Origin of the sequence: Caballeronia sp. EK (genome assembly GCF_014384845.1) — a bacterium.
Taxonomy (GTDB): domain Bacteria; phylum Pseudomonadota; class Gammaproteobacteria; order Burkholderiales; family Burkholderiaceae; genus Caballeronia; species Caballeronia jiangsuensis.
This window is the reverse complement of record NZ_JACSUE010000006.1, coordinates 501,357-524,565: the sequence shown is the minus strand read 5'-3', so window position 1 is coordinate 524,565 and position 23,209 is coordinate 501,357. Positions and strand designations below refer to the sequence as shown.

At 64.1% G+C, this 23,209-nt stretch carries 23 protein-coding genes; 12 read left to right on the top strand and 11 right to left on the bottom strand.

Annotated elements, in window-relative coordinates:
* Nucleotides 1-219: 219 nt before the first annotated feature.
* From IAG25_RS20920 to fliE, 5 genes are all read right to left on the bottom strand, one after another.
* Nucleotides 220-534 carry an EscU/YscU/HrcU family type III secretion system export apparatus switch protein gene (locus IAG25_RS20920; protein WP_187606536.1) on the bottom strand — a complete coding sequence of 105 codons (315 nt, stop codon included), beginning with the start codon at nt 532-534 and terminating at the stop codon, nt 220-222.
* On the bottom strand, nt 531-1,853 hold the full coding sequence (gene fliK, locus IAG25_RS20915) for a flagellar hook-length control protein FliK (protein ID WP_187606535.1): 1,323 nt from the start codon (nt 1,851-1,853) through the stop codon (nt 531-533). The genes IAG25_RS20920 and fliK overlap by 4 nt, the downstream gene beginning before the upstream one ends.
* Nucleotides 1,854-1,896: 43 nt before the next feature.
* Entirely contained in the window at nt 1,897-2,226 is a 330-nt protein-coding gene (locus tag IAG25_RS20910; protein WP_187606534.1) for a flagellar protein FliT, read from the bottom strand.
* 28 nt (nt 2,227-2,254) lie between these two features.
* Nucleotides 2,255-2,674, bottom strand: a complete 420-nt coding sequence (gene fliS / locus IAG25_RS20905) for a flagellar export chaperone FliS (RefSeq protein ID WP_035499264.1) — start codon at nt 2,672-2,674, stop codon at nt 2,255-2,257.
* Between the two features lie 223 nt (nt 2,675-2,897).
* The gene (gene fliE / locus IAG25_RS20900; protein ID WP_035499265.1) at nt 2,898-3,263 is read right to left on the bottom strand and encodes a flagellar hook-basal body complex protein FliE; all 366 of its coding nucleotides are present in this window, start codon (nt 3,261-3,263) and stop codon (nt 2,898-2,900) included.
* A 276-nt stretch (nt 3,264-3,539) separates the two neighbouring features.
* Here fliE and fliF point away from each other — a divergent pair, with 276 nt between their 5' ends.
* The 6 genes from fliF to IAG25_RS20870 all read left to right on the top strand — a co-directional run bounded on the left by fliF (nt 3,540) and on the right by IAG25_RS20870 (nt 10,386).
* Nucleotides 3,540-5,312 (top strand): flagellar basal-body MS-ring/collar protein FliF, encoded by a 1,773-nt coding sequence (fliF, locus tag IAG25_RS20895; RefSeq protein WP_187606533.1) that lies wholly within the window; start codon nt 3,540-3,542, stop codon nt 5,310-5,312.
* On the top strand, nt 5,302-6,297 hold the full coding sequence (gene fliG, locus IAG25_RS20890; protein ID WP_035499267.1) for a flagellar motor switch protein FliG: 996 nt from the start codon (nt 5,302-5,304) through the stop codon (nt 6,295-6,297). Before fliF ends, fliG begins: the two co-directional genes overlap by 11 nt.
* Nucleotides 6,290-6,964, top strand: a complete 675-nt coding sequence (gene fliH / locus IAG25_RS20885) for a flagellar assembly protein FliH (protein WP_187606532.1) — start codon at nt 6,290-6,292, stop codon at nt 6,962-6,964. Before fliG ends, fliH begins: the two co-directional genes overlap by 8 nt.
* Complete coding sequence (fliI, locus tag IAG25_RS20880; protein ID WP_187606531.1) at nt 6,919-8,481, top strand: flagellar protein export ATPase FliI; 1,563 nt, start codon at nt 6,919-6,921, stop codon at nt 8,479-8,481. Before fliH ends, fliI begins: the two co-directional genes overlap by 46 nt.
* Nucleotides 8,482-8,546: 65 nt before the next feature.
* Entirely contained in the window at nt 8,547-8,996 is a 450-nt protein-coding gene (fliJ, locus tag IAG25_RS20875) for a flagellar export protein FliJ (RefSeq protein ID WP_035499270.1), read from the top strand.
* 34 nt (nt 8,997-9,030) lie between these two features.
* Complete coding sequence (locus IAG25_RS20870; protein WP_187606530.1) at nt 9,031-10,386, top strand: flagellar hook-length control protein FliK; 1,356 nt, start codon at nt 9,031-9,033, stop codon at nt 10,384-10,386.
* Nucleotides 10,387-10,523: 137 nt separating this feature from the next.
* Here the strand turns inward: IAG25_RS20870 and IAG25_RS20865 are convergent, their stop codons facing one another.
* Nucleotides 10,524-11,474 (bottom strand): IS110 family transposase, encoded by a 951-nt coding sequence (locus IAG25_RS20865; protein WP_441301376.1) that lies wholly within the window; start codon nt 11,472-11,474, stop codon nt 10,524-10,526.
* A 785-nt stretch (nt 11,475-12,259) separates the two neighbouring features.
* Complete coding sequence (locus tag IAG25_RS20860; RefSeq protein WP_187606528.1) at nt 12,260-12,796, bottom strand: carboxymuconolactone decarboxylase family protein; 537 nt, start codon at nt 12,794-12,796, stop codon at nt 12,260-12,262.
* Between the two features lie 176 nt (nt 12,797-12,972).
* On the opposite strand from IAG25_RS20860, the gene IAG25_RS20855 reads away from it, so the two are divergent.
* The 5 genes from IAG25_RS20855 to IAG25_RS20835 all read left to right on the top strand — a co-directional run bounded on the left by IAG25_RS20855 (nt 12,973) and on the right by IAG25_RS20835 (nt 18,672).
* Nucleotides 12,973-13,911 carry a LysR family transcriptional regulator gene (locus IAG25_RS20855; RefSeq protein ID WP_035501505.1) on the top strand — a complete coding sequence of 313 codons (939 nt, stop codon included), beginning with the start codon at nt 12,973-12,975 and terminating at the stop codon, nt 13,909-13,911.
* Nucleotides 13,912-14,068: 157 nt separating this feature from the next.
* Entirely contained in the window at nt 14,069-15,160 is a 1,092-nt protein-coding gene (locus IAG25_RS20850; RefSeq protein WP_187606527.1) for an HlyD family secretion protein, read from the top strand.
* An 11-nt stretch (nt 15,161-15,171) separates the two neighbouring features.
* The gene (locus IAG25_RS20845; RefSeq protein ID WP_187606526.1) at nt 15,172-16,746 is read left to right on the top strand and encodes a DHA2 family efflux MFS transporter permease subunit; all 1,575 of its coding nucleotides are present in this window, start codon (nt 15,172-15,174) and stop codon (nt 16,744-16,746) included.
* A 16-nt stretch (nt 16,747-16,762) separates the two neighbouring features.
* Nucleotides 16,763-18,226, top strand: coding sequence for an efflux transporter outer membrane subunit (locus IAG25_RS20840; protein ID WP_187606525.1), 1,464 nt, complete (start codon nt 16,763-16,765; stop codon nt 18,224-18,226).
* The gene (locus IAG25_RS20835) at nt 18,223-18,672 is read left to right on the top strand and encodes a PaaI family thioesterase (protein WP_187606524.1); all 450 of its coding nucleotides are present in this window, start codon (nt 18,223-18,225) and stop codon (nt 18,670-18,672) included. The genes IAG25_RS20840 and IAG25_RS20835 overlap by 4 nt, the downstream gene beginning before the upstream one ends.
* 58 nt (nt 18,673-18,730) lie before the next feature.
* Here IAG25_RS20835 and IAG25_RS20830 read toward each other — a convergent pair whose 3' ends face one another.
* Complete coding sequence (locus IAG25_RS20830; RefSeq protein WP_187606523.1) at nt 18,731-20,059, bottom strand: aspartate aminotransferase family protein; 1,329 nt, start codon at nt 20,057-20,059, stop codon at nt 18,731-18,733.
* Nucleotides 20,060-20,214: 155 nt separating this feature from the next.
* Here IAG25_RS20830 and IAG25_RS20825 point away from each other — a divergent pair, with 155 nt between their 5' ends.
* Complete coding sequence (locus tag IAG25_RS20825; protein WP_187606522.1) at nt 20,215-21,630, top strand: aminotransferase-like domain-containing protein; 1,416 nt, start codon at nt 20,215-20,217, stop codon at nt 21,628-21,630.
* Nucleotides 21,631-21,675: 45 nt separating this feature from the next.
* Here IAG25_RS20825 and IAG25_RS20820 read toward each other — a convergent pair whose 3' ends face one another.
* From IAG25_RS20820 to IAG25_RS20810, 3 genes are all read right to left on the bottom strand, one after another.
* Nucleotides 21,676-21,936 (bottom strand): hypothetical protein, encoded by a 261-nt coding sequence (locus tag IAG25_RS20820; RefSeq protein WP_035501512.1) that lies wholly within the window; start codon nt 21,934-21,936, stop codon nt 21,676-21,678.
* A gap of 180 nt (nt 21,937-22,116) precedes the next feature.
* A complete protein-coding gene (locus tag IAG25_RS20815) occupies nt 22,117-22,392 on the bottom strand; it encodes a hypothetical protein (RefSeq protein ID WP_187606521.1) in 276 nt (91 codons plus the stop codon).
* Nucleotides 22,393-22,524: 132 nt separating this feature from the next.
* On the bottom strand, nt 22,525-23,163 hold the full coding sequence (locus IAG25_RS20810; protein WP_187606520.1) for an H-NS histone family protein: 639 nt from the start codon (nt 23,161-23,163) through the stop codon (nt 22,525-22,527).
* Nucleotides 23,164-23,209: the final 46 nt, after the last annotated feature.

The following is a 23,209-nucleotide window of genomic DNA, read 5'->3' as shown; positions in this document are numbered from 1 at the left end:
GCGCGAGCCAAGCCCGATTGGGCCTTCGAGGGCGACACTTAGGCGAGTGCCACCGGCGGCTGGCAAGCATGGCCAAACTGCGTGTGACCGCGGGCTTAAACGAGCTGCTTTCTTTGGTTACTTTCTTTGCAGCAGCAAAGAAAGTGACCCCCGCCCCGGGGAGGGGCAGTGCTAATAGACCACCGCGTATTCAGGCCATCCACAAAAGCCCAGCCAACATCACCTCCCCCCCCGCCCACTCTCCCGCATCGGCTCCTCGTTCTCCAGCCGATAAACCCACGACAGCAATTCCGCCACCGCCTGATACAGCGCGGGCGGAATATGCGCATCGAGATCGACCTGCATCAGCAGCGACACCATTTCCGGCGACTCATGCACATACAAACCCGCTTCCTTCGCGCGCTGCACGATCATTTCCGCGACTATGCCGTAACCCTTCGCGACGACACGCGGCGTCCCCTCGCGGTTGCCCGCGTCGTAGGCGAGCGCGGTCGCCTGCCTGCGCGTATACGACGGATGATCCTGCCCGCTCATGCTCCGCTCCCCTCGCCCTGCGGCGGGCGAAACAGATGTTCGAGCGGCGAGCGCACCGGTTTTTTCGCGGCGCCATTGTCGCCAGACAGCGCGAGATCGGTCGTGCCGTCCATCGAGCGCACGGAAAGCGACGCCAGCGCGATGCCCGCCGCCTCCAGTTGACGCGCGAACGCGACCCCATCGGCAGCAAGACGCCGCGCGCCCGCATCGCCCGCCTTGATGCGCGCGACGAGCTTTTCGCCCGTCAGCACGAGTTCGGCGTCGACGGTGCCGAGCGCGGGCAGCGACAGCGTGATGCGCGTGCGCCAAGCGCGTTCGTCGGCGGCATCGTCGGCGGTGCGCGGATCGTGCGGCTCGCGGGCAACTTCCCACTCGAAGCGCGTGCCGGGCCACGCCTCGCCCTGCCAGCGGAACTGCTGATTCGCGAGCACGTCGAGTTGCTGGCGCACGACATTGAGCGTCGCCGGATGGATGCCCGCCGCGACCGACGCCTGCAACGCCGATTCCTGCTGGCTCGGCTGCGCGCTCTGCGCGTTCATGCCGCCGCTGACGCTTCCGCTTTGCGAATTCGATAGCGCCGATGGCGGCGCATCGCGCACCGACGCCGCGAGCGCGGCCGCCTGCTGCGGCGTCTGCGGCGTCGCGACCGGGCGTCCGTGAAAGTCGGGCAGATCGGGTATGGGTTGCGGCGCGCGGGCCTCATCCAGCCAGGCGTCGCCGGGCGTCGGGACGTTCGCTAAATCGAACGGCAAGGACATCGAGCGCGCATCGGCGCGCGCCTGCGGCTCGTTGCCGAGCGACGCGGCGCTGCGCTGGCCCGCGAGCCATTGCACCAGATGCGATTCGTAGAAGAGCCCGCTTTCGTCGACGGTTTTCGCCAGCGCGGTCGCGAGCGCGGCGGCGGGCAGCGGCGGCAGATTCTGCGTCGCGGCGCGCGCTGCGGCAACCGCGGCGGCGTTGGAAGAGAAAGCGGTATCGAAGAGGCCGGTCGTGAGCGCGGCGAAGGCGCTCGCGGGGCGCGGCGGAGTCGGCCAGAGCGGGGCGTCGCCGGTCAGCGCGGGCGCCGCGCCGGGAAAGCGCGAGATCACGTCGAGCGTGCGCGCGACGCTGGAGAACGCGGTTTGCGCCGATGCCGCCGGCGTCGCCGCGCCGGGATGCGTGCCGACGGTCTGCGACATGTCCGTCTGCGTCGTCGTCTGTCCGACGCTCGCGCCGGTGACGCCGCTGCCGCTCACTCCGTTCGGCGCACGGATCGCGGACAACAGGAGCTCGGTGCGGCTGGCGAGCAACGATGCGATCGCGGTATCGAGTCCAGTCATGCCCACATCCTCATATGCGCCGCGATCGGGCGCGGACCCGCGCCTAGCGCAGTCCGATCATTTTTTTCAGTACGCGCGCCGGGCTGTTGACCGTGAACAGCGCCGAAAGACGCGCGAGGCTCGGCGACGTCAGATCGCGGATCGCGGCGTCGTCGGCGAGAATCTTCTTCACGAGGTCCAGCTTGCGTGCACGGGCGTTTTCGTCGAGTTCCGAGCCGGAATCCACTTGCTTCAGTTGCTCGATCAACTCGCGGTACGTGCCTTGCAACGCCTTCAGCTCGCTCCATTCGCCGCCGCGCGCGGCCGCCAGCATCTGGCCGGAAACCGCCGCGATGGCTTCGTAGTGGGCGAAATATTCTTGTGTCGTCTTCATTCTTTCGAGGCAGTCGACGCGCATCCCGTCAAACGGGCGCGGCGGTCATTTGCGCCACTTCCGGTCCAATTCCCACCCAGGCGTCTTCGAGCGTCGCGAGCAGATTGTCGATCTCGACCAGCATCGTCTCGTCCTGCTTCAGGTTCGCCTCGAGCAGCCGGCGCGTCATATACGTGTACAGCGCGTCCAGCCGCTCCGCGATCTCGCCGCCCGCATCCTTGTTGAGCGCCTGCTGCAAGCCGCTCTCGATGATGCTGATGGCCTTGCTGATCGCCGTGCCGCGCGCGCCGATGTTGTTCTGCTGCATGTGCATGCGCGCCTGCGCGATCGCCTGGCGTGCGCCCTGATACAGCATCACGATCAGACGGTGCGGGCTGGCTCCCATCACTCCTGTCTGCACGCCCACGCGTGCGTAGGCATTGGCTCCAGCGTGTCCTGGGGAATACATCTCTCGATTCTCCTTATGCGATGCCGCGGCGTTCCGCTTGCTTCAAACGGACGCCCTGCTTCTCGTCCGGATCCCCGTGCGCCCGGCAAAAACCGGCGCGGGCAAACGAACCATCGTTCGCCGTGCCGTTATCGGGGTTATCGGAGAAACGCGGCAAAGCTTTAGGACTCAGGACTCTAGAGCCGTCGCAACAACGATTGGGGGCTGGATCGCGAACGGATCGTCAGACGGAGATCTGCATGATGTCGTTGTAGGCCGACACGAGCTTGTTGCGCACCTGCAACCCGAATTGCAGCCCGACGTTCGCCTTCTGCATGTCCACCATCACGTCGTTGAGCGACACATTCGGCGCACCGATCTCGAAAGCGTGCGCCTCGCCGAGCGCCTTGGTCTGGTTGTCGCTGATCTTGTCGATGGACGATTTCAGCGCATCGGAGAAACTGCCGACGCTCGCCGCGCCCGATGTCCCGCTCTGGCCCGTGACGGCGCCCGCTGCGCTGGTCGGGCCGGACACGCCGCCCGCGGCTTGCGATGCCAGCGACTGAATGGCCGAGAGCGCGGCGGAAAGCGGATTGATCGGAAAGTTCATGTTGACTCCGGGTGACAGGGGGAAAGCCGGCGCCTCGCGTGGCGTGGACCTAGGTGCTCGGGATGCGTTTCGCGGAGGTTCACCGAGTACGAAAAAGATTAGCAGCCGGCGGTTTTTCAAAGCGCGGGAAGAACGGGGAAAACCCCGCTCTATTCAGCGAATCGAGTTGCAATCTTCTGCGGATAATCCCCATCGTGAAAAGTCCTCCACCGCCGCTTACATGAGAAGCGGGAAGCGGCGGGAGGAGAACCTCAGGATTCGGAGCTTCGACGCTAAATGGATACGCCCAACAACTCACTCATCACGCCCGACGCCAGAATGGGCCTGGCGGGCGCACAACCGGGAGCAGCCGGAACAGCCGCACCGGGACTCGCGGGTGGCGCCGATTTCGGCGGTTTCGCGCAGCGCGTGCCGATGCTCAACCAGTTCCGCTCGAATCCGCGCGTGCCGCTCATCGTGGCCGTCGCGATTCTGGCGATGGTGATCGCCGGCCTCGTCATGTGGTCGCGCCAGCCGGACTACCGCGTCCTCTTCTCCAATCTCTCCGACCGGGACGGCGGCGCAATCGTTGCCGCGCTACAGCAGGGCAACATTCCCTACAAGTTGTCCGACGGCGGCGGCGCCGTTCTCGTGCCGGCCGAGCAGGTTCACGAAACGCGTCTGCGTCTCGCGAGCCAGGGCTTGCCGAAGAGCGGCTCGGTCGGCTTCGAGCTGATGGACAACCAGAAGTTCGGCATCAGCCAGTTCGCCGAGCAGGTCAACTATCAGCGCGCGCTGGAAGGCGAGCTGGAGCGCACGATCGGCGCGATCTCGTCGGTGAAGTCGGCGCGCGTGCATCTGGCGATTCCGAAGCCGAGCGTGTTCGTGCGCGACAAGGAACTGCCGACCGCGTCCGTCATGGTCAATCTGTATCCGGGCCGCGTGCTCGACGAAGGCCAGGTGGTCGCGATCGCGCACATGGTCGCTTCGGGCGTCGCGGACATGCCGGTCAAGAACGTGAATATCGTCGATCAGGACGGCAATCTGCTCACGAGCCAGAGCGCCGTCAGCGGCCTCGACGCGTCGCAACTGAAGTACGTGCAGCAGATCGAGCACAACACGCAAAAGCGCATCGACGCGATTCTCGCGCCGCTCTTCGGCGCCGGAAACGCCCGCTCGCAGGTGAGCGCCGACATCGACTTCTCGAAGCTCGAACAGACCGCCGAAAGCTACGGCCCGAACGGCAACCCGCAAAGCACGGCGATCCGCAGCCAGCAGTCGAGCGAATCGAGCGAAACGACGGGCGGCGGCGCATCGGGCGTGCCGGGCGCGCTCTCGAACCAGCCGCCGCAGCCGGCTTCCGCGCCGATCGACGCGGCAGCTTCGGGCGCCGTCGGCACGAAGACGACGCCGCAAAACCAGCGCCGCGACACGACGACCAACTACGAAGTCGATCGCACCGTGCGCCATTTCGAGCAGGCGACGGGCGGCATCAAGCGCCTGTCCGTGGCGGTCGTCGTGAACTACGACAAGAAGGTCGACGCGAAGGGCAACGTCACGATGACGCCGCTCGCCGCCGACAAGCTCGCGCAGGTCCAGCAGCTCGTGAAGGACGCGATGGGCTTCGACGAGAAGCGCGGCGACTCGGTGAACGTGGTGAACAGCGCGTTCTCGGCCGACCTGAACGTGACGCCGGACGTGCCGTGGTGGCGCACCCCGCAGATGATCGCGTGGGGCATCCAGGCGGCGAAGTACGTGGGCATCGGGATCGTCGGGCTGTTCCTGTACTTCAGCATGGTGAAGCCGGCGATGCGCCGCGCCTTCCCGCCGCTGCCCGAAGCCGCCCCCGCGCTCGGCGCACCGGATGAACTCTCGCTGCTCGATGGCCCGTCGCTCGACGGCGGCCAGAAGAAGGACGACGAGGACAAGGATGCCGAGGTCAGTCTCCTCGGTCATGAAAGCAAGAAGGCCAAATTCGATCGCAACCTCGACTACGCGCGCATGGTGGCGCGTCAGGACGCGAGAATCGTTGCGACGGTCGTGAAGAACTGGGTGTCCGATGAACGCTGAAGGCCTGAATAAAGCCGCTCTCCTCCTGATGTCGATCGGTGAGGAAGAAGCCGCCGAAGTTTTCAAGTATCTCGCTCCGCGCGAGGTGCAGAAGATCGGCGCGACCATGGCGGCGCTGAAAAACGTGACGCGCGAGCAGCTCGACAACGTGCTGACCGAATTCGTTTCGGAAGCGGAGCAGCACACCGCGCTGTCGCTCGATTCGAGCGAGTACATCCGCTCGGTGCTGACGAAGGCGCTCGGCGAAACCAAGGCCGGCGCGCTGATCGACCGTATCCTGCAAGGCAGCGATACGAGCGGCATCGAAGGCCTGAAGTGGATGGACTCGGGCGCGGTCGCGGAACTGATCAAGAACGAGCATCCGCAGATCATCGCGACGATCCTCGTGCATCTGGACCGCGATCAGGCTTCGGAAATCGTGTCGCTGCTGGCCGACCGTTTGCGCAACGACGTGCTGCTGCGCATCGCGACGCTCGACGGCATTCAGCCCGCCGCGCTGCGCGAACTCGACGACGTGCTGACGACGCTCCTTTCCGGCAGCGACAACCTGAAGCGCGCGCCGATGGGCGGCATCCGCACGGCGGCCGAGATTCTCAACTTCATGTCGAGCAATCATGAAGAAGGCGTGATCGCGAACGTGCGCGAATACGACGCCGAACTCGCGCAGAAGATCATCGACCAGATGTTCGTGTTCGAGAACCTGCTCGACCTGGAAGACCGCGCGATCCAGCTTCTCTTGAAGGAAGTGGAGTCCGAGACGCTGATCGTGTCGCTCAAGGGCGCGCAGCCGGCGCTGCGCCAGAAGTTCCTGTCGAACATGTCGCAGCGCGCGGCCGAACTGCTCGCGGAAGACCTCGATTCGCGCGGTCCGGTGCGCGTGTCGGAAGTCGAGCAGCAGCAACGCAAGATTCTGCAGATCGTCCGCAATCTCGCGGAAAACGGCCAGATCCAGCTAGGCGGCAAGGCGGAGGATGCATATGTCTGACGCTCGCGTGCAAAAGACTCCGCTCTCGGCGTATCAGCGCTGGGAAATGGCCTCGTTCGATCCTGTCGAAATCAAGGTCGACGACAGCGCGGCGGAACAGGCCGCGCTCGAAGCGCACTTGCGCCGCGTCGAGGAAGACGCGCATCAGCACGGGCTCGCGAAGGGGCATGTCGCGGGCCAGGCGCTCGGTTATCAGGCGGGTTACGAGCAAGGTCAGGCGAAGGGTTTCGAGGATGGCCGCAAGGAAGCGCTCGCTCAGGCCGCGCGTCTCGCCGAAATCGCCGATACGTTCAGGACCGCGTTGCAGGCCGCCGATGCGGCCATCGCGGAGTCCCTTGCCGAACTCGCGATCGATATCGCGCAGCAGGTCGTGCGTCAGCATCTCGCGCTCGATCCGACCGCGCTCGTCGCGGTGGCGCGCGAAGTGATCGCCGCCGAGCCGGAGCTTTCGGGCGCGCCCACGCTCGTCGTGAATCCGGCCGACATGCCGATCGTCGATGCCTATCTGAAAGACGAACTCGAGTCAGCGGGCTGGACCGTGCGTCCCGATCCGGAAGTCGAGCGCGGCGGCTGCAAGGCGTACGCCGCGACCGGCGAAATCGACGCGACCATCGTGTCGCGATGGGAACGCGTCGTGGCTGCTCTGGGGAGAAACAAGCCGTGGTGAGCCGAATCACTCAGGATGGTTTGAGCGAGCTGGAACAGGAGCTCGCACGCGCTTCGTTCGGCCCGCTCGCCGTCGATGAATCCGTCGGCGACGAATCGGCCGACGAACTCGCCGCGCGCACCATCGCGGAACTGGCGCATATCGCCGGCAATCCGCACATCGATACGTGGCGCGAGAAGCTCGACGCGCTCAGGTCGCGCAACGCCATCGCGAAGCCGCTGCGTCCGTGCGGGCGTCTCACGCGCGCGGCCGGACTCGTGCTGGAAGCGGTCGGCCTGAAGATGGGCGTCGGCTCCGAATGCATGATCGAACTGCCGCCGGGCAGCGCGATTCCGACCGCCGAAGCCGAAGTCGTCGGCTTCGCGGGCGACAAGCTCTTTCTGATGCCGACCACCGAAGTGGCCGGCCTGTTGCCCGGCGCGCGCGTCTATCCGCTCGAAAGCGCGCCGATCAACGATCCGATGGCGGGCGCGAAGCGTTTGCCCGTCGGCTGGGAAATGCTTGGCCGCGTCGTCGATGCGTCCGGCCGTCCGCTCGACGGGCTCGGCCCGCTCGGCGCGAAGGTCGATGCGCCGCTGTCCGCGCCGGTCATCAATCCGCTGAACCGCGAGCCGATCCACAAGGTGCTCGATGTCGGCGTGCGCGCGATCAACACGCTGCTGACGGTCGGGCGCGGCCAGCGCATGGGCCTGTTCGCGGGTTCGGGCGTCGGCAAGTCGGTGCTGCTCGGCACGATGGCGCGCTACACGAGCGCGGAAGTGATCGTGATCGGGCTGATCGGCGAACGTGGCCGCGAAGTGAAGGAATTCATCGAGCAGATTCTCGGCGAGGAAGGTCTCGCGCGCTCGGTGGTCGTGGCGGCGCCGGCGGATGTATCGCCCGTGCTGCGCATGCAGGCGGCCGCGTACACGACCTCGCTCGCCGAATATTTCCGCGATCAGGGCAAGCATGTGCTGATGCTGATGGATTCGCTGACGCGCTACGCGATGGCCCAGCGCGAGATCGCGCTCGCGATCGGCGAGCCGCCCGCGACGAAGGGTTATCCGCCTTCGGTGTTCGCGAAGCTGCCGGCGCTCGTCGAGCGCACCGGGAATGGACCGGAAGGCGGCGGCTCGATCACCGCGTTCTACACCGTGCTCACCGAAGGCGACGATCAGCAGGACCCGATCGCCGATTCGGCGCGCGCGATTCTCGACGGCCATATCGTGCTGAACCGCTCGCTCGCCGAGGCGGGGCACTATCCGGCTATCGACATCGAACAGTCGATCAGCCGCGCGATGACCGCGCTCATCGACGACAAGCATCTCGAACGCGTGCGCCTCTTCAAGCAGATGCTTTCGCGCTATCAGCGCAACAAGGATTTGATCAACGTGGGCGCGTATTCGAGCGGGCGCGATCAGCTCCTCGACCGTGCGATCGCGCTGTATCCGCGCATGGAGTCGTTTTTGCAGCAGGGTTTTCGCGAGCAGGCGCCGTTCGAGCCGAGCATCGCGATGTTGAATCAGCTCTTCGAATAGTTTTCGACTAGTATCCGAATCATTCATCACAAGAAAGCCAAAAGACCATACGGGACCGCCACGCCATGTCCAAGAATCTGCCGATCAACACCCTCATCGGCCTTGCCGAAGAGGAACTCGACGCCGCCACGAAGAAGCTCGGAAAGCTCCAGCAGGAACGCAACGAAGTCGAAACGCAATTGAACTCGCTCATCACCTACCGTGACGAGTACCACGCACGATTCACGGCATCGGCGCAGGAGGGCACCACGGCGCAGACGCTGCGCAACTTCCAGGCGTTCGTCGACACGCTCGATTCGGCGATTGCGCAGCAACGCACGGCGCTCGTCATGGCCGATCAGCGCATCGAGGCGGCGAAACCCGACTGGCGTCTCAAGAAACAGAAGCTCGGCAGTTACGAAGTGCTCGCCGCACGCGGCGAGGCGATGCTCGCGAAGAAGGCTGCGCGCGTCGAGCAGCGCGAATCCGACGAGCACGCCGCGAAGATACTGCGCATGCGCGCCGAGCGTGCCTGAGCCGTTACCCAACCATTGCATTTGAGAGACTCGTATGTCCTCCGTATCACTTCTCGGCGCGATGACCGCCGCTACGTCATCGAGCAAGGCCGCGGCGCAGCGCGCGGCGAGCGCGGGCGCGTCGTTCGGCATGACGCTGCAAGGCATCACCGATAAGGCAAACGCCGACGCGCAGGCGGCGAAGGCGCTGGCGGATTCGTCCGCCGACAAATCGAGCGTGCACGACGCGCCGAAGCCGGATGACAGCGCTTCCGCGGCTGCATCGAAGAGCGATGACGCGTCGGATGCGCAGGCCGCCGCGAAGCCCGATCAGGCCGACGCGCCGAAAGAGGCATCGAAGAATACGAACAAGGCCGATACGGCGGACGCATCGAAGCCGGCTGCGCAGACGTCCGGTTCCGCACCGGACGCAGCAACGGCGGCGGCGCAGGCGAAAGCACGCGCCGACGCCGCCAACGCCGACGATGCCGACACGGACACCACGCTCGCCGATCTGACGGACGCGGCCACAGCAACGACGACCACCGCTTCGACCGACGACACCAAATCGACGGGCGAGACGCACAAGAGCGCGGACGCGAAACCGGCGCAGGACGCGCTTCAGGCGGCGCTCGCGGCGATGAACAGCGCTACGCCGAACGCAGTGCCGGCGAACGGTTCCGTGGCGACGGCGCGCGAAGGTGCGGACGGCGAGGATCAGGGCGGTTTGTTTGCGAAGGGCGGAAAGGGCGCGAGTCTCGCCGTGTTGGCGAACAACGTGAACGCGGATGCGAAGGCGACCGACGCGACCGCGCTGGCAGTCGCGACGATGCCCGCGGATGCCGCGACCGCCGCGTACAAGCAAGCCGCCGATGCGGCTGCGCACGCGGTGTCGATGCAGACGGCATCGGCGAATTCGGCGGTATCGAGTCCGCAAGGCGCGATGGCGTCGGCGACGAGCGCGGCGATTGCGCCGCACGTGGGCGCGTCCGGCTGGGACGATGCGTTCAGCCAGAAGGTCGTGTTTCTGTCGAAGGCGGATCAGCAGAGCGCCGAGTTGACTTTGAATCCGCGAGATCTCGGGCCGTTGCAGGTGACCTTGCAGGTTTCCGAAAGCCACGCGCACGCGCTGTTCGTGTCGCAGCATGCGCAGGTGCGCGAGGCGGTCGAGGCCGCCATGCCGAAGCTGCGTGAGGCGATGGAGGCGAATGGCATCAGTCTTGGGAGTGCTTCGGTTTCGGATGGGTCGGCGTTTGGAAGGCAATCGCAGCAGGAGGAGCGCTCGTCGGGCTCGTCGGGCTCGCGCGGGGGTGGGGGCGCTGGTGGGATCGGTGGGGTCGATTCTTCGGCTTCCGCCAGTGTGAGTGTGCCGGTGCGGCGCACCGTGGGGCTTGTGGATACGTTTGCTTGATTTTTTCGCTGGCTCGTCGCCGGATCCCGGATTCGTGTCGGTTTATTAGCACTGCCCCTCCCCGGGGCGGGGGTCACTTTCTTTGCTGCTGCAAAGAAAGCAACTGTATTGAGAGTCAAGCGGTGGGGAGCAAAGAATCAAGGTTTTGGGGGATTCCAGGCTGTGCCATCGCGCATCATGGCGTTGAGCTGCGTGAGGAGTTTTCGCATGCCTGCGACGAAGGCGACCTTGGTTTTTTTGCCTCTAGCGCGTAGCTGATCGCAGAACGCCTTGAGATAGGGATTGGCTCGTTGCGCGGCGACACAGGCCATGTAAAGGGCGCGGCGCACGAAGTGACGCCCGCCTTTGGTATGGCGTTCGCCGCGGTGCGTGCCACTGTCGGAGTTGAATGGGGCGAGGCCGACGAGCGAGGCGATCTGTCGGTTGTTGAGGGAGCCCAATTCAGGCAGGAAGGCGATGAGCGTCGCGGCTGTGGTCTTGCCGACGCCCGGAGTGGAGCGCAGCAGGGCTTCGTTTTTGCGCCAGAGTTCGTTGGTGTGGAGGAAGGAGTCGATGTCGCGATCGGCGTCCTTGATGCGTTGCGTGATGAACTGGATGAATTCATCGATGCTGGGCAGGGCCGATTTATGAGCGCGCTTGCGACGGTTTTGCTCGGCGGTGAGCATCTCGATGAGCTGTGCGCGGCGCAGGATAAGGGCCTGCAGCTGCTGGGTCTGCTCATCGGTCAGGGGTCGGACTTCGGGTTGCATGACGGCCCCGTAGCGAGCGATGACGCGCGCATCGATGCGATCGGTCTTGGCCAGTTGTCCGGCGGATCTGGCGAACTCGCGCACCCACGTGGAGTTGACCGCGACGGCGGGCAGACCGGCTTGGCAGAGGGCTTGAAGGACGGCGCGTTCGAGCTTGCCGGTGGCTTCGAGGACGATGAGTTTGGGCTTGAGAGGCAACAATCGGTTGATCAGTTCGGCGAAGCCTTCAGGCGCATTGGGCAGACGAAAGGTTTCGGCGGATCCGTGATAGGCGATGTCGAGGAAGGGTCCGCTGACATCGATACCGACGAACAAGGGCGAAGCGAAGGGGGAAGGAATTTGGTTCACCACAGCACCCATACTTGTAAAGATACGAGCTCGAGGCTCAGTCAACTGTCCGGGTTCAAAGCGGTAAGAAGAAGCGGCGCCACCAGCTTTCTTTCGGGCTGCGAGCCCATGTAACACAAACGGGCTACCGCTTCGGGTGAGCGGAAGAGATCAGTTTCCGCCCACCTGGAATCAATATACAAGTAACCAAAGAAAGCAGCTCGTTCAAGCCCGCGGTCACACGCAGTTTGGCCATGCTTGCCAGCCGCCGATGGCACTCGCCTAAGTGTCGCCCTCGAAGGCCCAGTCGGGCTTGGATCGCGCACGGTCTGACACATCGCACCACAGAACAAACTGGTTCAGCACGAAATAGCTCCGGCCCGCTTCGCGGCCGATCGGTCAATCGGGGGTGCGTGCGCTTCGTTGCTAACGCCACCATCTCAATGCACTGCGTACACCGATGGTTTCCCTTGCAGACCCAACGGCAGCGCGTAGCGCTGTGCCGAAGCAATTTGGTGCTGAACCAGAGCCCTAAAAACAACTAGCTTGTCAGACCGTGCGCGAGCCAAGCCCGGTAAGTCCTTCGAGGGCGACACTTAGGCGAGGGCCACCGCGGGCTGGCAAGCATGGCCAACGTGCGTGTGACCGCGGGCGATGAGAAGCTGCTTTCTTTGGTTACTTTCTTTGCAGCAGCAAAGAAAGTGACCCCCGCCCCGGGGAGGGGCAGTGCTAATAGACCGACACGAAAACGGGACCCAGCGAAAACAAGAGTCCCGACCGCCAAACCAGGCGGACCCTCAGACAAGCGCCGGAAAATCAATCGTAGTGTCGTTCACGCGATTCACGAGATTCGTGAAGTTGATGACACTCATCGCAAACAGCGTATCGATGACCTGCGCTTCCGAGTAACCCGCTTCGCGCACGTCGCTCAGACGCGCCGCATCGACGGTCCCCGTGGACCCCGCCACATGCCGCACGAACCTCACGAGCGCGTCGCGCTTCACATTGCCGGTCGCTTCACCGGCGCGAATCTGCTGCGTTTCCTTCTGCGACAGCCCGACCATCTTGCCGACAACGGTATGCGCCGCAGCACAGTAATCACAGCCCACGAGTTCGCTGACGGCGAGCTTGATCGCTTCGACGTCGGCCTTGTCGAGGCTGCTCTTCGCGAGAATCGCATCCCCGTCGAGCGTGGCGCGTAGCGCGGCGGGGCTGTGCGTGCCAATGGTCGCGTAGGCGTTCGGCACGCGGCCGACGGCCTTCTTGATGGCGGCGAACAGATCGGCGGCGGCGCCGGTGGCTTCGTTGACGTTGACCTGGGAAAGACGTGACATGGTGTGCTCCTTCGTTCAGTGGTTGGCCATCGCGATGGCATGGGTTGAACTTTAGGCGCATGCGTCTTTCGCGTGAATGCTCGTCCGGCTCGTAAAACCGCGCGATCGTCTCATCGTGCGAGTACGGCGGCTTCATGCCATGATCGAGGCTCTCCGCACGCGTCACGATCACGCACATGGACTATCTGACGAGCCTGAAGGTGTTTTGCACGGTGGTCGAAGCGAAGAGCTTCGCGCGTGCGGCCGACATACTCGGCCTGTCGCCGCCCGTCGTGTCGCGCGCGATCGCCGGTCTCGAAGAACGGCTCGGCAGCCGGCTTTTCAATCGCACGACGCGGCAGATTTCGCTGACCGAGACCGCCGAACGCTTCTTCTCCGACTGCTCGCGCCTGCTCGACGAACTTCAGGCGATGGAAGAGCGCGCCTCCAACCGCGCGAGCGAAGCGACGGGCCTGTTGCGGCTCGTCGCGCACACGACGGTGATGATGAGCCGCTATGCGCCCGTCGTCGCGAGTTTCCGGCGCGCGCATCCGCATGTGCGCCTCGACGTGACGCTGACCGAGCGGCCCATCGATCTCGTCGGCGAAGGTTACGATCTCGCGATCGTGCTGCCCTTCATGCTCTCCACCGATACGGCCGTCACGCGCCTGCTCGAAACCATTCCGCTCGTGCTCGTCGCGAGTCCCGCATATCTCGCGCAGCGTCCCGCGCCGCGCCATCCGTCCGAACTCGTCGATCACGTGTTCGTGCCGATGTCGCCCTCGATCCGCAAGCCCGCGCTCACGTTTCGCATCGGCGGCGAGGAATTGCGCGTGCCGCTCGATCACGACATTTCATCGAACAGCGCGGTGTTCAATCGCGAGATGGTGTTGCAGGGCTTCGGCATCGGCGTATTGCCGACGGCGCTCGTCGCGCAGGAAGTGGCGGCGGGGCGGCTCGTCACGCTGCTCGACGCGTACGAGCGCGTCGATGCCCACATCGAAATTCGGATCGCCTACAGCACGCGCGCACTCCTGCCGGCCAAGGTGCGCACCTTCGTCGAGCATGCGGTGCGCTTTTGCGCCGACGAAAGCATGCTGTCCGGACACTCGAAAATCGGCCTCCAGGCCTTGTGAAACAAGGCTTTCCGCGATTCTTTCCGCTAGCGTTATTCACTCGTGCGCGCCGTGACGGTTGACTTGGTGCATATGCACATCTAGTCTTCCGGGCTATGACGGGCAGCGGATTCGCCCTTTCCTTACTTCAAATTGTGCATATGCACTATAACGACAAATGACGACACCTACGACAAATATTCCATCGGTCGCGGCGCCGGCTCTCGCGCGGCCGGCGCGCAAGATTCCCTGGATGCTGCTCGCGCTCGGACTGGTCGGGCTCGCGCTGATCGCCGCGGTGGCCTGGTGGGCGCTCGTGCTGCGCTTCGTGCAAACGACCGACGATGCCTACGTCGGCGGCGATGTCACGGTGCTCGCGCCGAAGGTCAACGGCTTCGTCACCGATGTGCTCGTGCAGGACAACCAGCGCGTGAAGGCGGGTCAGGTGCTGATCCGCCTCGATGCGCGCGACTACGACGCACGCTTAGCGCAAGCCGACGCCGAATTGTCGGGCGCGCGCGCGGCGGTGGTCGAATTGCAGGCGAAGGATGCGTTGCAGGCCGCCGTCATCAATCAGCAGCAGGCGGAAGTGCGCGCTTCGTCGGCTGAGCTCACGCGCAGCGGGCAGGATCGGGTGCGCTATCGCGAGCTGGTGAAGGACGACGCCGTGTCGAACCAGATCGTCGAACGCGCGGATGCGGACTATACGAAGGCACAGGCATCGGTGGATCGAAGCGGCGCGTCGCTGGTGGCGGCGAAGCGCCAGTTGAGCGTGATCGAAGCGCAGATCGCGGATGCGCAGGCGCGCGTCGCTACGGCCGAAGCGGCGCGCCGCGTCGCGGAGCTGAACGTCGAATACACGACGATCCGCTCGCCCGTCGATGGCTATGTCGGCAATCGCACGGCGCGCGTGGGTGTGCTCGCGAACGTCGGCACGTCGCTCTTGACCATCGTGCCGTCGACGGGACTTTGGGTCGATGCGAACTTCAAGGAAGACCAGTTGAAGAAGATGCGCGCGGGCGATGAAGCGGATGTCGAGCTCGACGCATCCAGCGTGCCGCTGACCGGCCACGTCGAAAGTCTCGCGCCTGCGACCGGCGCAACTTTCAGCGTGCTGCCGGCGGAGAACGCAACCGGCAACTTCACGAAGATCGTGCAGCGCGTGCCGGTGCGCATCCGTCTCGATGTGCCGAAGGGCATGGAATCGGTGCTGCGTCCGGGTCTTTCGGCGACCGTGAAGGTTCATCTCGCCAAGCAGTCGAACGGCTGAGGAGCGCGGCGATGACCCACACCGTTCCCTTCGATCCCGCGAACCAGCCGATCAGACAGCGCGTGCTCGCGTTCGCGCTGATGTGCCTCGGCTTCTTCATGGCGACGCTCGATATCCAGATCGTGGCTTCGTCGCTGAAGGATATCGGCGGCGGATTGTCCGCGAGCCAGGACGAGCTGTCCTGGGTGCAGACGTCCTATCTGATCGCGGAGATTCTCGTCATTCCGATGTCGGGCTGGCTCTCGAAAGTGTTCTCCACGCGCTGGCTTTTCGTTGCATCGGCGGTCGGCTTCACGATCACGAGCATGCTGTGCGGCATGGCGTGGGACATCAACTCGATGATCCTCTTTCGCGGCCTGCAAGGCGCGCTCGGCGCCGCGATGATCCCGACCGTATTCACGACCGCCTTCGTGATCTTTCCCGGCAAGCAGCGCCTGATTGCATCGACGACCATCGGCGCGCTGGCGTCGCTCGCGCCCGCGATCGGTCCCGTGATCGGCGGATGGATCACCGATCAATGGTCGTGGCACTGGCTCTTCTATCTGAACGTCGTGCCGGGTCTCGTGGTCGCGCTGCTCGTGCCGAAGTACGTGCATATCGACGAGCCCAATCTTTCGCTGCTGAAGAAGGGCGACTATCTCGGCATCGTGCTGATGTCGGGCTTTCTCGGCTGTCTGGAATATGTGCTCGAGGAAGGGCCGCGCAAGAACTGGTTCGGCGACGACGTGATCATCGTATGCACGTGGATTTCGGCGATCTGCGGTTTCCTGTTCCTCGTGCATGCGTTCACGGCGAAAGACCCGATCGTCGATCTGCGTGCGCTCGCGGTGCGCAACTTCGCGATCGGCAGCGTGCTGTCGTTCGTGACGGGCATCGGCATCTTCGTGTCGGTGTTCCTGACGCCGGTGTTTCTCGCTCGCGTGCGCGGCTTCGATTCGTTGGATACGGGTCTCGCGCTGCTCTCCGTCGGCTGCTTCCAGTTGCTTTCCATCGGCGTATACGGCTTCGCGTCGCGCTTCATCGACATGCGCGTGCTGCTCGCATTCGGGCTGATCTGCTTCGGCGCGGGCTGTTACTTCTATACGCCGCTGACGCACGACTGGGGCTGGCAACAGCTTCTCCTGCCGCAGGCGCTGCGCGGTATCGGCCAGCAATTCGCGGTGCCGCCCATCGTCACGATGGCGCTCGGTTCGCTGCCGCAGTCGCGGCTCAAATCGGCGAGCGGGCTCTTCAATCTGATGCGCAATCTCGGCGGCGCGATCGGCATCGCGGTGAGCGCGACGATGCTCAACGATCGCCTCAATCTGCATTACCTGCGCCTGAGCGAAAACGTGACGATCGGCCGGCCCGTCATCGACGATCTGCTCTCGCGCAGCTCCGCGCATCTGTCGTCCGTTGCGGGCGATGCGCTGAATGCGTCGCAGGCGGGACTTGCATCGCTGCATGCGCTCGTGATGCGCGAAGCACTCGTGCTGACCTTCGCCGATTGCTTCTATGTGCTCGCTCTGTGCTTTCTCTTCGGCTTGATGACGGTGATGTTCGCGAAGCCGATCACGAGCGCGCCGCCTTCCTCCGATGCGCACTGAACCGGATGCTTCGATCATGAAGAAACTATTCGTCGAAATACTTGCGGGCGTGACGGCTCTGACGCTCGCCGCGTGCGCGGTGCAGCCCGAAACGCACGCCGATCTTCCCGCGACCGTGAACGCGACCGCGCCCGCCGACTGGAACGTCGATGTGCCGAAGCAAGCTGTCGATCCCACTGCATGGTGGAACCAGTTCAACGATCCGGTCATGCATGAGCTCGTCGCGTCGGTGTTGAACGACAACCTCGACGTGCAGGCGGCGGTCGAGCGCGTGAAGCAGGCAGAAGCGATCACGACGCAACGTCGCGCGGCCTTGCTGCCGCAACTGGACGCGGGCGCGGGCGGATCGTACTCGCGCCAGAACACGCCGCCGCCGCTCGGCTATGTGAAGCAGGCGGGCTTCGGTCTGACGCTGAGCTGGACGCCCGATGTATTCGGCGGCGAGCGTCTGGAATTGCTCGCGTCCCAGGCGCAGCTCGTCGGCCGTGAACATGCCGCGGATCAGGTCAGGCTCGCGCTCGCCGCCGATACGGCCGCCGCGTATGTCGATCTGCGCTGGGCGCAAGCCGAACTGAAGATCCTGCAAGACAACCTGGAGATTCGCGAACGCGCGTTGAAGCTCACGCAACGTCGCCTGCAATACGGTCTGTCGACGAAGCTCGATGTCGCGCGCGCGCAGAATCAGCTTAGCGATCTGCAATCGCGCGTGCCGCGCACGCAGGCGACGATTCAGCATCAGCTGAGCCTGATCGCGGTGTATTCGGGCCGCACGCCGGAATCCATCGACAAGCTGATGCTCGCGAATGCGGGCGCCGAGCCTGTCATCCCGGTGCCCGCGAGCGGCGCGCCGCAGATGCTGCCGTCCGAAGCATTGTTGCGCCGTCCCGATGTGCTCCTCGCGTACGCGAGCGTGCAGCAGCGCGCGGCGGAAGTCGGCGTCGCGCGTGCGGAGCGTTATCCGAAGTTTTCGCTGCGTTTGTCGGATGGCTTGCTCGCATCGTCGTATCTCGGTTTGCCGACGCTGACCGACAACCTCTTCTCCGCCGCGCTCAACGCGACGAGCCCGATCTTCAACGCGGGACGCATCACGGCGGATATCGAGCAAAACCAGAGCAAGATGCGCGAATCGGAACTGCGTTTGCGTCAGACGATGCTGGAGGCGCTGAAGGATGTCGAGGACACGCGCAGCGATCTCGTCAGCACGACCGAATCGACCGCGCGCCTGACCGATGCGCTTTCCGCGTCCGGCCAGTCGCTCACGCTGTCGACGCAGTTGTACAAGGGCGGCGCGGCCAGCTTTCTCGATGTGCTCGACGCCCAGCAATCCTATCTGCGCGACGCCGATGCGCTGAATCAATCGAAGCGCGAACACGCGCTCGCGGCGGTGGCGCTCTATCGCTCGCTGGGCGGCGGCTGGAGCGTGACCGGCGATGACGACGTGATCAAGACCGCCAGCGATAAAACGGAGACGACGAAATGAGCCTGATCGAAGAAACCGCCGCCGGCCTCGACGGTCTCGCGCAACTGCGCAAGCTGATCGCGAGCGGACGCAAGCCGGGCATTCTGGAGTCGCTGGATTTCGAATTCATCGAAGTGGAAGCGGGCAGGGCCGTGTTCGTGGGCGTACCCGGCGATCACGCGTATAACCCGATCGGCACCGTGCACGGCGGCTATGCGGCGACGCTGCTCGATTCCGCGTGCGGTTGCTCGGTGCATTCATGCCTGACCGCGACGCAGGCGTATACGACGCTCGAACTGAAAGTGGCGTACCACAAGGCGGTCACTCGCGATTCCGGTGTGCTGCGCGCGGAAGGACGCGTGCTGTCGATCGGACGCCGCGCCGCGTTCGCCGAAGCGACGCTCAAGGACGCGCGAGGCAGATTGTTCGCCTCGGCGACATCGACCTTGCTCGTCATGGAGCGGTGAAAGAAAAAGCCCGGTTCCTCATCGCGAGGAACCGGGCTCTCTGCCGCGAGAAAACCGCTTACTTCACGCTTTCCAGCGCCTTTCTCACCGTGCCGAAGATCTGATCGATCTGATCGTCTTCGATGATGAGCGGCGGCGAGAACGCGAGGATATCGCCGGTATAGCGCACGAGCACGCCCGCTTCGAAACACTTGACGAATACTTCATACGCCCGCGCGCCCGGCGCGCCTTCGCGCGATTCGAGCTCGATGCCCGCGACGAGTCCGAGATTGCGGATGTCCTTCACGAACGGCGCATCGCGCAGCGCGTGGGCGGCGCTTTCGAACTTCTCGGCCTTCGACGCCGCGCGCTCGAACAGCTTGTCGCGCTGATACAGATCGATGGTCGCGATGGCCGCGGCGGTCGCGACCGGGTGCGCCGAATACGTATAGCCGTGGAACAGCTCGATGGCATTGGCGGCGCCCGCGTTGACGACCGTGTCGTGCACGTTGCGATGCGCGGCGACGGCGCCCAGCGGAATGGTCGCGTTGTTGATCGCTTTCGCCATCGTGATGAGGTCGGGCGTCACGCCGAAGTACTCGCTCGCCGTCGCCTTGCCCAGCCGCCCGAAACCGGTGATGACTTCATCGAAAATCAGGAGAATGCCGTACTTCGTGCAGATGTCGCGCAGCTTTTGCAGATAGCCTTGCGGCGGCACGAGCACGCCCGTGGAACCGGCGAGCGGCTCGACAATCACGGCGGCGATCGTCGACGGATCGTGCAGCGTGACGATGCGTTCCAGATCGTCCGCGAGATGATCGCCCCATGTGGGCTGGCCCTTCGTGAACGCGTTGCGCGCGAGATCGTGCGTATGCGGCAGATGATCGACCGACGGCAACAGCGCGCCCGAGAACGTTTTGCGATTCGGTGCGATGCCGCCGACCGAAATGCCGCCGAAGCCGACGCCGTGATAGCCGCGCTCGCGGCCGATCAGTCGCGTGCGCTGGCCTTCGCCGCGTGCGCGGTGATAGGCGAGCGCGATCTTCAGCGCCGTATCGACCGACTCCGAGCCCGAGTTCGTGAAGAAGATGCGGTCGAGTCCTTCGGGCATCAGGTTGGCGACCTTGGTCGCAGCTTCGAAGGCGAGCGGGTGGCCCATCTGGAAGGTCGGCGCGAAGTCGAGCGTCGAAAGCGCCTTCTGGACCGCATCCACGATCTCGTCCCGGCAATGGCCCGCGTTCACGCACCAGAGACCGGCGGTGCCGTCGAGCACTTCGCGGCCGTCGGTCGAGCGGTAGTACATGCCCTTCGCGCTTTCGAGCAGGCGCGGCGCGGCCTTGAACTGGCGATTGGCGGTGAACGGCATCCAGAACGACGAAAGGTCGTCGATGACGGGGCGAGCATTCATGGCGGGTCTCCTCCTTGGAAAGAACGGTCTGTGCACTGTATTCCTCGGCAAAATTGCACGGCATAGACAGTTCGATCACTGCGCTGCCAACTGTGCTGGCAAAATGCTGCAAACTGTATTGGCCGATGCGCGATGACCGCGCTATCCTCGAATCCATGATCGAACTCAAGCTGGAGCGCGGCACGCGTCAGGCGCCGACGCTCGTCGAACAACTGGTGCGGGCGTTTTCCTCGGCGATCGAGGAGCAGACCCTGCGCGCGGGCGCGCTCCTGCCATCGGTGCGGCGTCTCGCCGAGGCGGAAAGTCTCAGCACGTTCACGGTGACGGAGGCATACGGCAGGCTCGTATCGATGGGCCTCGTCATCGCGCGGCGCGGCTCGGGCTATCGCGTGGCCGCGCGCGGGCGCAGCGAACGCGTGCGGGCGGTCGAATGGCAGCCGCCGAGCCTCACCGCCACATGGCTTCTGTCCGACGTATTCGCCGATCATTCCGTGCCGATCAAATCCGGCTGCGGCTGGCTGCCGAACGAATGGGTCAACGAGAGCGGCCTTCAACATGCGTTGCGCGCGGTGAGTCGCGTGCCTTCGGCGCGCATCGCGGATTACGGGCATCCGTATGGCTTCGCGCCGCTGCGCGAGCGGATCGCGGAGCAACTGGACCGTCATGGTCTGCCGGTCGATGCCGCGTCGAACGTGCTCTTGACGGCGGGCGCGACGCAGGCGCTCGATCTCATCGTGCGCACGTTGCTGCGTCCGGGCGATGCGGTCGTCGTCGAGGATCCGGGCTACTGCAATCTGCTGCAGATTCTGCGGCTCTCCGGGCTTCAGGTGCATGGCGTGCCGCGCACCGCGGCGGGCATCGATACGGACGTGTTCGAGCGCATCGTCATCGAGCATGGACCGAAAGCGGTCTTTCTCAATACGACCCTGCAGAATCCGACGGGCGCGACCTTCGGCATGGCGTCGGCGTTTCGTCTGATGCAGATCGCGGAGCGTCACGGCCTGTGGGTGGTCGAGGACGATGTGAACCGCGAGCTCGCGCCGCCCGGCGCGCCCTTGCTCGCGGCGATGGAAGGGCTGAGCCGCGTGCTATATGTCGGCGGCTTCGCGAAGACGATTACGCCGGCGCTGCGTTGCGGCTATGTCGTCGCTGAACGCGATGTATTGCGCGAACTGGCGCGCACGAAGATGGCGGTGGGGCTGACGTCATCGGAGGCGACGGAGCGCATCGTCGAGAAAGTGCTGACGGAAGGGCGCTACGCGCGGCATGTGGAATTCGTTGTCGATAAGCTGAAAGACGCGCATGCGCTCGTGGAGGATCGCATGGACGCACTGGGCGTCGAGTTGTTCCGGCGTCCGCGTGCGGGTCTATTTTTGTGGGGTGCGTTGCCGATCGATCCCGCAGAAGGAAGCGCCGTCGCGACGCGCGCATTGCAGCACGGCATCTGGCTCGCGCCCGGCTCTTACTTTCGTCCCGACGATGCAGAAAGCGCTTGCTTCAGATTCAACGTCCCTTATTCCGTTGACGATGCACTGTGGACGTTTCTGGAAAGAACGATCAAAGGTTTTTAAAGCGGACACGACGAATAGAAGCGTCGTGTCCGCTTTAATCAAAGCTTATTGCGCCACTTGAGAAGACGCGGATGCGGAAACCTGTCCGCGCTGAACCTGCGCGGTGCGTTCCGTATTGCCGAAATCACCGCGGCCTTGCGCGGCTTCTTCCGCCGCGAAGGTTTGCGCGCTGACGCCATGCTGCGAAGCAGGCGCACCGACATCGGGACGATAATGCGGCGCCGGCCCATAACCGCTTGCAAATGCCGAACCGGCGAAAAGAGAACTCAATGCAATAGCAAAGCCCACTACGAGTCGCTTGTTCACGAGATTGCTCCGACAAAAAATATGAGGAGATGCAGTTATCTGGCAGTGACAACCGCAATCGGAGAAGCGAATCGTTCGCTACGAAACGCACCCGACATGCGAACGCAGTGTAGAAGGACTTGGCCGCTTTTTAATCGCACGAAAAGCCAATTGAGTTTTCGCCGATCTCAAACAATGGGATTACGCGATCGCCTCGCGATGCATCTGCCTGACTCGCGACGCAGCGAGCTGCGCCCGCAAGTGTTCGCAGACATCTTTGCGACGCACGGCGTTGAGCGGATCGCACAGACGAATCGTGAGTGTCGATGTCTCCGCGTGCATCACGGGCGGAGCGTCCGCGTCGGATTCGGGCGCTTCCCACAGCACGACGGTGAAGGTGCCGTCGGAGACTTGTACGACGTGAAAGCGCGCAATATCGATCTTCGTCAGTTCGTGCGGTTCGATCGAATGATGCATGGCGTCCTCGACATTCTCTGCATGGGTATCTACGTTCACGCAAGCATCATGCCGAAGCCAAAGATCCTTGCGGGCGCGCGGTGATGGCCGCGCACCCATGCCGATTTTTTCCGTGCTTCCCTGGAAAAAAGGCTAATTCGATGCCGATGCGTCGCCGGTGTTGGTCGATGCCGGAGCGCCTGCATTGCTTTGTTCAGGCACGGTCGCGGCGGTTGGCGCCTCTTTCGCGGTGCGTTTGCGCGGCGCGCTGCGCTTCGCGGCAGGCTTGGCCGCAGTTGCTTTCTTCGCCGCAGTCTTTTTAACCGCAGTCTTTTTAGCCGCGGTCTTCTTGGCCGCAGCTTTCTTGGCGACGGCTTTCTTGGCGACAACTTTCTTGGCGGCCGCCTTCGGCTTGACCGCTATTTCCGCGCTGTCCGCATCGATCAGAAACTTGCTGCGATCCTTCACGTTCGCGATCCACGCAGGCGGGCGCGCCCAGCCGCTCCAGGTTTCGCCCGTCTTCGGATTGCGGTACTTCGCCGGCAGCTTGCCTTTTTTAGCGAGCTTCGTCATCGCTTGATGGCGACCCGCCGGCGCGGGCAGCGCGACCTTCGGCTTCGCAGCGCGTTTGACCTTCTTTCCGTGCTTGTCGATATCCGCGGTCGTGAGGCCGTGCCTTTCCATCATCGCGCGTATATCGTCGAGAACGGCTTGCGCGCGCTTCGCGATCAGTTGCTCGGCCTGCGCCTGCAGTTTCTTCAGCTTCGCCTGCATCTGCTTGAGTGTCGCCATCGCTGTCTCCTCTTTTGTCTTGTCTATTGTCGGCTCGTGCGCGCTG

What these genes read in the sequence shown, in the direction of transcription:
- IAG25_RS20920 (WP_187606536.1), bottom strand. Translation starts at nt 534, where the DNA reads ATGAGCGGGCAGGATCATCCGTCGTATACGCGCAGGCAGGCGACCGCG.
- fliK (WP_187606535.1), bottom strand. Translation starts at nt 1,853, where the DNA reads ATGACTGGACTCGATACCGCGATCGCATCGTTGCTCGCCAGCCGCACC.
- IAG25_RS20910 (WP_187606534.1), bottom strand. Translation starts at nt 2,226, where the DNA reads ATGAAGACGACACAAGAATATTTCGCCCACTACGAAGCCATCGCGGCG.
- fliS (WP_035499264.1), bottom strand. Translation starts at nt 2,674, where the DNA reads ATGTATTCCCCAGGACACGCTGGAGCCAATGCCTACGCACGCGTGGGC.
- fliE (WP_035499265.1), bottom strand. Translation starts at nt 3,263, where the DNA reads ATGAACTTTCCGATCAATCCGCTTTCCGCCGCGCTCTCGGCCATTCAG.
- fliF (WP_187606533.1), top strand. Translation starts at nt 3,540, where the DNA reads ATGGATACGCCCAACAACTCACTCATCACGCCCGACGCCAGAATGGGC.
- fliG (WP_035499267.1), top strand. Translation starts at nt 5,302, where the DNA reads ATGAACGCTGAAGGCCTGAATAAAGCCGCTCTCCTCCTGATGTCGATC.
- fliH (WP_187606532.1), top strand. Translation starts at nt 6,290, where the DNA reads ATGTCTGACGCTCGCGTGCAAAAGACTCCGCTCTCGGCGTATCAGCGC.
- fliI (WP_187606531.1), top strand. Translation starts at nt 6,919, where the DNA reads ATGGGAACGCGTCGTGGCTGCTCTGGGGAGAAACAAGCCGTGGTGAGC.
- fliJ (WP_035499270.1), top strand. Translation starts at nt 8,547, where the DNA reads ATGTCCAAGAATCTGCCGATCAACACCCTCATCGGCCTTGCCGAAGAG.
- IAG25_RS20870 (WP_187606530.1), top strand. Translation starts at nt 9,031, where the DNA reads ATGTCCTCCGTATCACTTCTCGGCGCGATGACCGCCGCTACGTCATCG.
- IAG25_RS20860 (WP_187606528.1), bottom strand. Translation starts at nt 12,796, where the DNA reads ATGTCACGTCTTTCCCAGGTCAACGTCAACGAAGCCACCGGCGCCGCC.
- IAG25_RS20855 (WP_035501505.1), top strand. Translation starts at nt 12,973, where the DNA reads ATGGACTATCTGACGAGCCTGAAGGTGTTTTGCACGGTGGTCGAAGCG.
- IAG25_RS20850 (WP_187606527.1), top strand. Translation starts at nt 14,069, where the DNA reads ATGACGACACCTACGACAAATATTCCATCGGTCGCGGCGCCGGCTCTC.
- IAG25_RS20845 (WP_187606526.1), top strand. Translation starts at nt 15,172, where the DNA reads ATGACCCACACCGTTCCCTTCGATCCCGCGAACCAGCCGATCAGACAG.
- IAG25_RS20840 (WP_187606525.1), top strand. Translation starts at nt 16,763, where the DNA reads ATGAAGAAACTATTCGTCGAAATACTTGCGGGCGTGACGGCTCTGACG.
- IAG25_RS20835 (WP_187606524.1), top strand. Translation starts at nt 18,223, where the DNA reads ATGAGCCTGATCGAAGAAACCGCCGCCGGCCTCGACGGTCTCGCGCAA.
- IAG25_RS20830 (WP_187606523.1), bottom strand. Translation starts at nt 20,059, where the DNA reads ATGAATGCTCGCCCCGTCATCGACGACCTTTCGTCGTTCTGGATGCCG.
- IAG25_RS20825 (WP_187606522.1), top strand. Translation starts at nt 20,215, where the DNA reads ATGATCGAACTCAAGCTGGAGCGCGGCACGCGTCAGGCGCCGACGCTC.
- IAG25_RS20815 (WP_187606521.1), bottom strand. Translation starts at nt 22,392, where the DNA reads ATGCATCATTCGATCGAACCGCACGAACTGACGAAGATCGATATTGCG.
- IAG25_RS20810 (WP_187606520.1), bottom strand. Translation starts at nt 23,163, where the DNA reads ATGGCGACACTCAAGCAGATGCAGGCGAAGCTGAAGAAACTGCAGGCG.